The organism is Arthrobacter sp. TB 26 (genome assembly GCF_000427315.1).
In the GTDB taxonomy this organism is placed as follows: domain Bacteria; phylum Actinomycetota; class Actinomycetes; order Actinomycetales; family Micrococcaceae; genus Arthrobacter.
Genome location: NZ_AUPJ01000187.1, coordinates 1 through 6,556 on the forward strand (window position 1 = coordinate 1; position 6,556 = coordinate 6,556).

A 6,556-nucleotide genomic window follows, 5' to 3' on the forward strand; every position below is an offset into this window, starting at 1 on the left:
CCGTCGTCGGGCTTGGGGAAATCGGGGTGGGTCTGAGGTGGCCGGGAGGGCCTAGGCGGTGCGCCTGGTGGGCGCGACAACCTTGATCACCGCGGAGTCGTCGGCGGCGGCGAGCCCCTGGGCCTGGCCGAGGAGGTAGAGCTGCTCGGCGGCGGCGGCCACCGGCGCGGCAAGGCCGGCGGCGCGGGTGGCCTTGCCGACGATGCCCATGTCCTTGACGAAGATGTCCAGGCGGCTGAGGACCTCCGCGCCGTTTTCCGTGTAGGCCTCGAGGATGCGGGGCCCGCGGTTGGACAGCATAAAGGACCCGGCGGCGCCGGCTTCCAGGGCTGCGAGGGTCTTGGCCTGGTCCAGGCCAAGGGCGTCTGCGAGGGCCATTGCCTCGGCTGCCGCGGCGATGTGGATCCCGCAGAGCAGCTGGTTGACGGTCTTGAGGGCCTGCCCGTCGCCGGGCTTGTCCCCCACGACGGTCAGGGTGGAGGCGAGGAGTTCCAGGACCGGCCGGGCCGCTTCCAGCGCCTGCGGTTCGGCGCCGACGACGATCAGGAGGTCGCCTTCGCCGGCGCGCTTGGGTCCGCCGGAAAGGGGCGCGTCAACGAGGGAAACGCCGAATTCCGCCAGCCGCGCGACGGTGGCGGGAATGGCCTCGGTGCCGACGGTGCTGCCGAGGATCACGACGGCGCCCGGCAACAGGGCCGAGGCAACGCCGTTTTCGCCGAAAAGGACGTCGTCCAGCTGCTCGCCGTTGCGCACGGCCAGCAGCAGCGCGTCGGCGCCTTCGGCCGCTTCACGGGCGGAGGCGAAGGTGCGGACCCCGGCGTCTTCGGCGAGCCNNNNCGGGGCTCGGCGATGTCGAAGCCGTGGACGGTCAGCCGGGTTGCCAGCCGGGTGGCCATGGGCAGTCCCATGGCGCCCAGGCCGAGGACGGTCACTTTGTAGTTCATGGTTTTCTCCATTGAAATGAGTGGGTTGGGGCAGGTGGGGATCAGAAAGTGTTGCTGAGCTTGCGGGTGACCTGGGCCAGGGACTCGTCGTCACCCACGTTGCCGGCGAAGACAACGTAGGGAATACCCTTCGCGGGCCCGTCCACGGGCTCCCAGAGGCTGACAATGCCAGGCAGCATAGGGCCGCGGACGATCGCGTGCCGGATTTCCAGGCCGTGGGCGGCCACATCCGAGGACGTGATGCCGCCCTTGGCGATGACGAATCGCGGCGGGAACGTCTTCAGGGTCCGGTTCACCACAGCGACGACGGCGGCGGACACGGTGCGGGCGATCCGGAGGCTCTCGGCGGCGTCGTCAGTCTTGATGAGCAGCCTGCTGGTGTGGAGGATGACGTCGGCGCTGTGCAGGGACTCCACGACGTCCCGGACGATGCCGTCCAGGTAGACCGCGGAGTCTCCGCCGAGCAGCTTTTCGACGTCGATTTCCACGATGTGCGCGGCGCTGTGCTGTTCGACGAGGGCCTTGAGCTGGCGGGTAGTGACACCGACGTGCGAGCCGACCACGATCAGGCCGCCGGCGACGGAGGGCGTGTTGCCCGCATAGGCCTCCTCGCCGCTAAGCTCGGTGCGGATTTCCTGGCCGATGCGGCCGCGGACGAACGGCGGGCCCACGCGGTAGAGCAGCTTCTTCCCGCGGCGTTCCGCTTCCTCCAGGCCCAGCGCGAGGGCGCGGAAATCATTTTCGGTCACGATGTCGGCCACGATCGGGGTGGAGCCGGTGGCCGCGTCTATGGCGTCCGCAATGGCGTCCGCGGAGATTTGGGGGTCGCCGTCCGGGCCTGCGGCGCGGATGACGTCCAGGCTCAGCACGATCACCGAATCCGCCGGGAACCGGCCCTTGGACTTCTCTTCGACGTACTTGGCCAGTTCGGAGTTCGCGAACCCGAAGCTCGCGTCCCTGGCGAATTCGGTTTCCGCCACCGGGGTGAGCTTGCCGGCGTCCTCGCCGGTGCCGCGCATGTAGTGCACGCCGCCGACGGTGACGCGGCCGGCGTCGGGGAATGCCGGGACGATCACAACGCCGTCCGTCACCTCGCCGCTGACAGCAGCGATGGTTGCCGCGATCGTGTCCGGCTCCAGCGGGTAGTGGCCGCGGAGGGTGGAATCACTGCGACTGACGAACGCGAGGCGGAGCCTGGAACTGACACCGCTGGAATCGGCGCCGCTGGACCCGGCACCGTCGGTTTCGAGGGCGGCTGCCGTGAGGGCGTTCCGGACCACCTCTTCGTTGCGGGCGGCAGCCTCGGCAGGGTCCAGGCTCCGCGTGTTCGTCAGGACGTAAACGGCGTCCTGGCGGCGGCCGTTGATGAGGTGGGTGAAGGCCCAGGTGAAATCGGCGACATCCCAGCGGGTGAGGACCGGCAGGTCCGCGACGGACTGCGTACCCGTCGGGTCGTCGTCGAGCACCACCAGGATCCGGGGGGACGGCTGGGACGACGACGCGAGGGCGTCGGCGACGGTCCGGGCGGGAATCGGGACCTCTGCCGGGAAGGCGGCCAGCACGTCTGCTTCAAAAAGCTCTGATTCAAAGGGCACTTGCACTCCATTGTGGGAACTCTGCTGCGGCGATGATTTGTAAGATGTCTGACATCTAACGTTCGAATGCTAGTGTGGCATACGGCACAAAGACGCGCAAGTAGACTTGTCCGTCAGGCAACTCGGTGACGGCGAATGGGGAAAATTGGCTAGGAAATCGTTGGTCGGCGTCGTGGCAGATGAACTGCTGGACCGCATCATTGCCGGCGAATTTCCGCCCGGGACGGCCGTGCCCGGCGAGCTGGAGCTGAGCGCCCGCCACGAGGTGAGCCGCATGACGGTCCGCGAGGCGATGAAGACCCTCGAAGCCCAGCAGATCCTCAGCGTGGAGCGCGGCCGGGGAACCTTTGTGAACCCGCTGAACCGCTGGGCCTCCCTCGAGGCCGTCCTCCGGGCAGCCTCAGAGGGGAAAAACGACGCCGTGGCAGCCGTCCAGCTGATCGAGCTGCGCCGGATGCTGGAGACAGGCGCCTGCGAGCTGGCAGCAGGCCGGATCGACGACGCCGGCCTCAAGACCCTCGGCGGGCAGCTGGAATCGATGCGCGAGGCGCACAAAAAGCACGACGTCGCCGCGTTCGTGGCGGCGGACCTCGCCTTCCACGACCTCATCCTGCGCGCGTCGGAGAATGTTTTTGTGGCCGTACTGTTCGCGCCGCTGCACCGGGTGCTGGAAAAGCGGCGGACCCAGACGTCCGAGGTGCGCGACATCCAGGCGCACGCAATCGGCCATCACCAGAAAATCGTGGAGGCGCTGTCCACGCGGGATCCGCACCGGGCCCGGGACGCCATGGACGCGCACATGCAGCAGACGCTGGATGACCTCAAGACCTACGTCCTGGCGGAACGCCAGGCCTGACCCGCCGGCGGAACGCCAGGCGGCCTGGGGCGGCGCTCAGGCGAGCGAGAGGAAGAGCTTCTCGAGTTCGGCGCGGTCCAGGCTGGGGTCCTCCTGCTGCATGCACTGCTGCAGGCCGGTGGCGATGATCGAGAATCCGGCCTTGTCCAGCGCGCTGGAGACGGCTGCCAGCTGGGTGACGACGCTCTTGCAGTCGCGGCCCTCTTCGATCATCCGCGTGACGGCGGCAAGCTGCCCCTGGGCTCGGCGAAGTCGATTGATGACGGGCTTCATGTCGGTGGGATCGAGTTCCATTTTTGTTCCTCCGGGATCAACAGGGTTACTTTCCATGATATACCCCCCTATGTATCACCGGTACCCTGCAGGGTATGATCCGCCTCTCTCCGCCCTGCGTCGGGCTGCGGGCACTCCCCCGGGCCCGCCCCGGCTAGGGACCTAAGTACCTAGTGAACCCTGAATTTTCGGCGTATTGCTGGGTGTGTGAACGCCGCCGGATTCCTGGATTCTGGCGCCGGCGGGGCCGGCGCAGGGGGCGCCGCGCCGGGACGAAGCCTGGGGCGGGACCGGGGACCGCAGACGGGACAGTGGAATTCGGGGCCGTGGAGCTCGGGGCCGTGGAGCCGCTATGTCGCAATGGGCGATTCGTTTACCTCGGGCCTCGGGGACCCGGAACCGCTGAGTCCCGGCGGCATGAGGGGCTGGGCGGACCGTATCGCCGAGGAACTCAGCGGGGGGAAGCCGGATTTTCGTTACGCCAACCTTGCCGTCAGCGGGCTCCTCCTGCGTGAGATCCTGGACCGGCAGCTCGGACCTGCGATCTCTCTGAAGCCGGACCTGGTCACGCTTTCGGCCGGCGGAAACGATATTGTCTTCCACCGGAGCGATCCTGACAGGATGGCCGCCGCTCTCGACGCAGCAGTGGGCATGCTCAGCGCCACAGGCGCCACCATCGTGCTCTTCACGGGTCCGGACTGGGGCGACACGCCGCTGCTGGGCCATAACCGGGGCCGGGTGGCCGTCTTCAACGAGAACATCCGGACCATCGCCGCGCGCCATCACGGCGTGATCGCCGACCTGTGGTCCCTGCGCCAGCTCTCCGACCCGCGGATGTGGGACCCGGACCGCCTGCACTTCTCCCCGATGGGGCACCACACCATCGCGGCCATGGTGCTGGAATCCCTGAGCGTCCCCCACACCCTAAGCCCGCTGGAGCCCAAGCCCATGCCGGCCGGAACCTGGCGGGAAAGCAAGGCCGGAGACCTCGCCTGGTTCACCAACTACCTGCTCCCCTGGATGGTCAGTCGGGTCCGGAAACGGCCCGACGCGCCGCCGCTGGTGCCCAAGCGTCCCGAGCCGGGGCCGGTCTCCGGATCCTGAGGCCCGGCCGCCCGACCCTAGTCCCGCCGCAATCTGTCGGCTAATCTGCAGGAACGGCCCACCGCCTGGTATCGATGGCGATCACGAGGAGCGAAGTTGTCTAATCACACTTACAGCATTTCTGAAATTGTCGGAACGTCGAATGAAGGCATTGACGCCGCCGTCCGCAACGGCATCGCCGAGGCGGCCAAGACCCTGCGGAACCTCGACTGGTTCGAAGTCAAGGAAGTCCGCGGGCACCTCGAAAACGGAGAGGTCGCCGACTGGCAGGTCACCATCAAGCTCGGGTTCCGCCTGGAGCGCTAACCTCCGACGCCGGCCCGCACGTTCCGCCACCCTCCATCATGGACCTGGCGCTGGAGTCGGGCATCAATTTCTTTGACACCGCGGACGTCTACGGAGCCGCCGGCCACCGGGGCCGCACCGAGGAAATCCTGGGCCGCTGGTTTGCCACCGGCGGAGAACGCCGCGAACGTACCGTGCCGGCGACGAAGCTCTACGGGACCATGGGCGGACCGGCCCAACGCGTCGAGGCCTTCCGCGCTGAACATCCGGCGCGGCCTGGACGCGAGGCTGAAGCGGCTGCAAACGGACTACGGCAGATCTGGTCAAGAGGCCCGAAATAGAGCGCCTGCGGAAGTTTCACGGCGCTCAAGTGGCTCTTTTATACTAAGCATGATTAGTATTGAGGCAGAAGGATGTAGCGCACCCGGCAATCCGGGTGCCTCCTCTATGAAGAAGAAGGAACGATAAAAATGGGTTTTTTCGCATTTCTGATTCTGGGCCTTATCGCCGGTGCAATCGCTAAGGCAATCCTCCCGGGCCGTCAGGGTGGTGGCCTCATCATCACGCTGATCCTTGGCGTCGTTGGCGCTCTCCTGGGTGGCTTCATTGGCGGCGCGCTGTTCGGCGTGGGCATCAACGAGTTCTTCTCGCTGTCGACCTGGCTCCTGGCCATCGGCGGTGCGATCATCGTCCTGCTCGTTTACGGCATGATCTCCAAGCGTTCAGCCCGCTAAAGCTGACGCGACCGAAAACCGGTCCCGGGATTTTTCCCGGGGCCGGTTTTTTGGCACACGGCCTCACCAGGATTTACTGAACACCAATTTTGAGCACCACCGATCAGCAGGAGGACAGCATGAAAGGCAAACTTCTTTTCGGAGCCGGGATCGCCGCAGGCTACGTTCTCGGGTCACGGTCCGGACGGGCAGCGTACGAGAAGCTCAAAGCACGCGCGTCGGCCCTGTGGGAAAGCCAGCCGGTCCAGGACAAGGTGACCGCGGCGGCCGAAGCAGTGAAGGAAAAGGCCCCGGAGGTGACTGAGCAACTGGGCGAGGCGGCCCGCCGCGCCGGTACAGTGATCGGTTCGGCCGTCCGGCGTGAGAACAGCCCTAGTGGGATAGCCGACAATGGGAACTCGAACGACGGCCCCGCCTCGGCCGCTGCCGACGCCGGCGTCCCCGCGCACAGCACCCACCCGGTAACCGTTAACCTTGGGACGTCCGCTACGCCGGCCGCGTCCGACGTCGAGTCCGACCCTGCCCTCAACGACCAGCACGGCCAGGACTGGTCCGACGAAGGCGGCGCCACCCCCGCCGGAGCCGCGACCAACGTCGATCCCGACAAGGTTTCCTAGCCACACCGGGTCTCCTGGCTAAAGGGGCGAACCCCTCACCGCTGTTCCGATGACAACCGTGGCGTCCAGCTTCGTGGAACTGGCAACCCGGGCCGTGAGTCCATTGCGGATGAACAGTTCGGCGGTCCTCGACGCCTGCCGCCGGCTC

The 6,556-nt window shown here is 66.9% G+C and carries 7 protein-coding genes and 2 pseudogenes; 6 read left to right on the plus strand and 3 right to left on the minus strand.

Annotated features, from left to right (window positions below):
• Window positions 1–51: 51 nt before the first annotated feature.
• A pseudogene (locus K789_RS22500) lies at window positions 52–956 on the minus strand (NAD(P)-dependent oxidoreductase).
• Between the two features lie 29 nt (window positions 957–985).
• Window positions 986–2,539 (minus strand): four-carbon acid sugar kinase family protein, encoded by a 1,554-nt coding sequence (locus K789_RS0106445; RefSeq protein WP_024366044.1) that lies wholly within the window; start codon window positions 2,537–2,539, stop codon window positions 986–988.
• Window positions 2,540–2,684: 145 nt separating this feature from the next.
• Here K789_RS0106445 and K789_RS0106450 point away from each other — a divergent pair, with 145 nt between their 5' ends.
• On the plus strand, window positions 2,685–3,395 hold the full coding sequence (locus tag K789_RS0106450) for a FadR/GntR family transcriptional regulator (protein ID WP_024366045.1): 711 nt from the start codon (window positions 2,685–2,687) through the stop codon (window positions 3,393–3,395).
• A gap of 36 nt (window positions 3,396–3,431) precedes the next feature.
• On the opposite strand, the gene K789_RS0106455 is transcribed toward K789_RS0106450, so the two are convergent.
• The gene (locus K789_RS0106455; RefSeq protein WP_018774886.1) at window positions 3,432–3,689 is read right to left on the minus strand and encodes a metal-sensitive transcriptional regulator; all 258 of its coding nucleotides are present in this window, start codon (window positions 3,687–3,689) and stop codon (window positions 3,432–3,434) included.
• A 339-nt stretch (window positions 3,690–4,028) separates the two neighbouring features.
• On the opposite strand from K789_RS0106455, the gene K789_RS0106460 reads away from it, so the two are divergent.
• The 5 genes and pseudogenes from K789_RS0106460 to K789_RS22505 all read left to right on the plus strand — a co-directional run bounded on the left by K789_RS0106460 (window position 4,029) and on the right by K789_RS22505 (window position 6,408).
• Window positions 4,029–4,772: an SGNH/GDSL hydrolase family protein gene (locus K789_RS0106460; RefSeq protein ID WP_024366046.1), complete on the plus strand. Its 744-nt coding sequence runs from the start codon at window positions 4,029–4,031 to the stop codon at window positions 4,770–4,772.
• A gap of 96 nt (window positions 4,773–4,868) precedes the next feature.
• Window positions 4,869–5,078: a dodecin gene (locus K789_RS0106465; RefSeq protein WP_024366047.1), complete on the plus strand. Its 210-nt coding sequence runs from the start codon at window positions 4,869–4,871 to the stop codon at window positions 5,076–5,078.
• Window positions 5,036–5,369: pseudogene (locus tag K789_RS0106470) on the plus strand (aldo/keto reductase); the annotation flags it as partial. The gene K789_RS0106465 and the pseudogene K789_RS0106470, both read left to right, overlap by 43 nt.
• 158 nt (window positions 5,370–5,527) lie before the next feature.
• Window positions 5,528–5,791 (plus strand): GlsB/YeaQ/YmgE family stress response membrane protein, encoded by a 264-nt coding sequence (locus K789_RS0106475; protein WP_024366049.1) that lies wholly within the window; start codon window positions 5,528–5,530, stop codon window positions 5,789–5,791.
• A gap of 119 nt (window positions 5,792–5,910) precedes the next feature.
• On the plus strand, window positions 5,911–6,408 hold the full coding sequence (locus K789_RS22505) for a hypothetical protein (protein ID WP_024366050.1): 498 nt from the start codon (window positions 5,911–5,913) through the stop codon (window positions 6,406–6,408).
• The last annotated feature ends 148 nt before the right edge of the window (window positions 6,409–6,556 follow it).